At 34.1% G+C, this 3,341-nt stretch carries 3 protein-coding genes; all 3 read left to right on the forward strand.

Annotated elements, in window-relative coordinates:
* Positions 1–150: 150 nt before the first annotated feature.
* The 3 genes from AC23L6_RS13265 to AC23L6_RS13275 all read left to right on the forward strand — a co-directional run bounded on the left by AC23L6_RS13265 (position 151) and on the right by AC23L6_RS13275 (position 3,111).
* Positions 151–387 (forward strand): hypothetical protein, encoded by a 237-nt coding sequence (locus tag AC23L6_RS13265; protein WP_487562955.1) that lies wholly within the window; start codon positions 151–153, stop codon positions 385–387.
* Complete coding sequence (locus AC23L6_RS13270; protein WP_487562956.1) at positions 371–676, forward strand: type II toxin-antitoxin system RelE/ParE family toxin; 306 nt, start codon at positions 371–373, stop codon at positions 674–676. Before AC23L6_RS13265 ends, AC23L6_RS13270 begins: the two co-directional genes overlap by 17 nt.
* A 200-nt stretch (positions 677–876) precedes the next feature.
* Complete coding sequence (locus tag AC23L6_RS13275; protein WP_487562958.1) at positions 877–3,111, forward strand: KAP family P-loop NTPase fold protein; 2,235 nt, start codon at positions 877–879, stop codon at positions 3,109–3,111.
* Positions 3,112–3,341: the final 230 nt, after the last annotated feature.

Below are 3,341 nucleotides of genomic sequence, written 5' to 3' on the forward strand. Positions count from 1 at the left end.
ATAAACTACTGCTTGAAAACATTTTGCTATATTTGTTCGAAGGGCTGTGAGGTTTTTTCACAGTCTGACGTTATGTGATAGTTTTTAACAGTGCGTTGAATACAACATTTGAAATTAAAACGTACTTTTGAAAAGTAAATAATTTAGAATATGAAAGCTGTAAACATACAAAGCAAAAAATTGGAATTGATTCAATGGCTCTCAACCATTGAAGACTTGTCTGTGCTTAATAAAATTATTGACTTAAAAATGCAAGAAAATAAAGATTGGTGGAATTCTATTTCTGAAAATGAAAAGCAATCTATTGAAAATGGAATACAAGATGCGGAAGCTGGAAAACTAAATTCACATTCAAAAGCAAGAAAGCTTTATGACAAATGGTTATAAAATCCTTTGGACAGATTTTGCTTTAAGTGAATTAGAAAGCACTATTGAATATCTTGAAGAAAATTGGACTCAAAAAGAATTACGTAATCTTGCTGTAGAAATTGAAGAAACTCTTAATTTACTTTCTCATAATCCTAACCTTTTTCAAGCTTCAGACATCAAAAAAGAAATCCGACGAGTTGTTGTTGCTAAGCATAATACGTTGTATTATCGACTAAAAAATAATACAATTGAAATTATTTCATTTTTCTCAAATAGACAAAGTCCCAAAAAGAGAAAGTTGAAGTAAATATCAAACCATCACATAACAGCGCATGAAGCGCCATTGCTGGATTTTGTTAGCTTTTTGTTTGTTTTTCACGTAAAAAATCTATCTTAGCGGAGCATATGCGCCTCGCTGTTCCGCAACGTTCGCCTATGCGCAGACCGTTATGGGCAATGTTCGCGCCGGTGCAACTTTGAAACATTAAAGATTTTAACGAAAAGAAAATGGAAGAAAATTTCTTAGCGGACAAACCAATTAGTGAAGAAAAAGACGACAAGTTTCAACGCTATAACTTTTCTAAGAGAATTGCAGAGACCATTATCAATCGGACAAGTAGCGATAGTATTGTTATTGGACTTTATGGTGCTTGGGGAGAAGGTAAAACTTCTGTTCTTAATTTTATTAAACAAGAACTTAATCCACATCATCCAAGTGTTATCCATTTTACCTTTAATCCTTGGAGATTTACAGATGAAGCGGCTTTGTTGACTTCATTTTTTAATACATTGGCAAGTGAGTTAAAGAAAAGTTTAATAGAAGAAAGTGCCACCGAAGAAAAGAGTGAGAAAAAGACAAGTTGGTTTGGTGAGAAAAAGGGACACTTAAAAACAAATACTGAAACCATTGGAGAAATCATCCAAGAATATGGAAAAGTAGTTTCTATCTTCGGTGCGGGCGAAGCTGCCGAAGCAATTGGTAAAGCAATTTCTAATGTTGACGTTGAAAAACTAAAAGCACGAATTGAAAAATTGCTTGCGGACAATAAAAAAAGAGTAGTAATTTTCATTGACGACATTGACCGACTTGAAAAAAATGAAATACATTCAATTTTTCGCTTAGTTAAACTTACTGGCGACTTTGCTTATACAACATATTTATTGTCGTTTGACGAAAATATGGTTTCATCAGCAATTGGTGAAAGATTTGGCACGGGTGACCAAAAAGCAGGTTTGAATTTTCTTGAAAAGATTATACAAATACCAATAAAACTGCCATTAGCACAAAAAACAGCACTAAAAAATTATTGTTTCAAACTAGTTGAGCAATCTCTAAATTCTAGCGAAACAATATTGACAGAAAAAGAAGCACAAGAATTCGTTAGAAAATTTACATCAAATTATTTAATTCGATTAAACACGCCTCGATTAGCAGTTAGATATGGGAATACACTTTCGTTTTCGCTACCACTCTTAAAAGGTGAAGTCAATTATGTTGACTTGCTTCTAATTGAAGCAATTCGTGTTTTCTATCCTGAAATTTACGACTTTGTAAGGTATCAACCTGACTATTTTATTGGCTCTTACGGTGACCAAACATATTCTCGCAATTCAGGAAGCCAAGAGAAGATTGACAAATTCAAGAAAATATTTGAGGAGTTTACTACAAACTACTCACCAGATGAAATCGCTAATGCAAAAGGAGCATTAAGTGATTTGTTTCCAAATCTTGACAAGGTCTGGGGAAGTGGTTGGAATTGGGGAAGCGGAACGCCCGAAAGCCGTTATAATCAAAAAAGAATTTCAACAAATCAGTATTTTAATCGCTATTTCTCTTATACCGTTATTGAAGGAGACATTTCTGATGTTGCTTTTTCAAAACTTTTGGAGACAATAGCAGAAGGAGTTTATACTGATAATATAGAACCCACGAAAAAATTAATTCAATCGGCAACTCCAGAAAATTTTATTGAGAAAATAAGGTTTAAAGAAAAGACATTTGACAGCATAACCTCAATAGCACTAGTAAAGGTATTTAGCCAACTTGGTGATTGTTTCCCCGATAAAGGAAATAGTTTTTTTAATTTTCTTACACCCTACTCTCAAGCAGCAATCTTTCTTGCCCAACTTATAAGAAATCAGGTTGACGAAGCTGAAAAGTTTGGATTGCTTCAATGGGTAATTGATAACGCAATTCCTTTTGAATTTGCTTATCAAACTTTTAATTACTGCCGCAACGATAAAGACGACCCTAAAAAGTTATTTACTGATGAACAATACAAAGAACTTGCAGGTAAGCTAATAGCAAGAGCCAAAGTTTTGGCGGGAGACAAACCTATTTGGGAAAGCTTTACTTTTCAATCAAAATATATGCTTAATGTTTGGGCGATTGACTTTGACAAGCAAGAGTTAACAACATACGTAAAAACTCATTTAGATACAAACTCAAAATCAGTAATTCCTTTACTTAAGGTATTTGTAGGCTTCATTCATAGTTCAGCACATCCGTTACCTTATTATGGTGACTTTCAAAAAGACTCTTATGATTGGCTAAAACAAATTTTAGATGCAAACTTCATTTACGAAAAAGTTGGAGAAGTTTTAGGAATTGACTTATCTTCTATTGACAACTACGAGCACCTTGAACACAAACAGTCGGACGAAAATATGATGAAGCAATTTGCACATTGGCATAACAAAAACACAGATGATACAATCCCTTATGCAGAAGTTGTTGAATAATTTGACACGATTGCCCTTCGTGGAAAGAGAAGCACGAACCGATAACAGCACCTACAAGAAATTGGCGGCTAAGTGGCTAAATGAAGCTTTGTGCTTCGCATCAAGTTTTGCGGTGGCAGACAGTTATCGTCTCCGAAATCGCCAACTTCTTGTAGCCGCATTCCAAGATCAAATCCAAATTTTTAAGCACAAAATTTACTCATTTCTACATAAGGCGTTCCTCTGTTTAC

The organism is Flavobacterium sp. R1_16, from assembly GCF_057652095.1.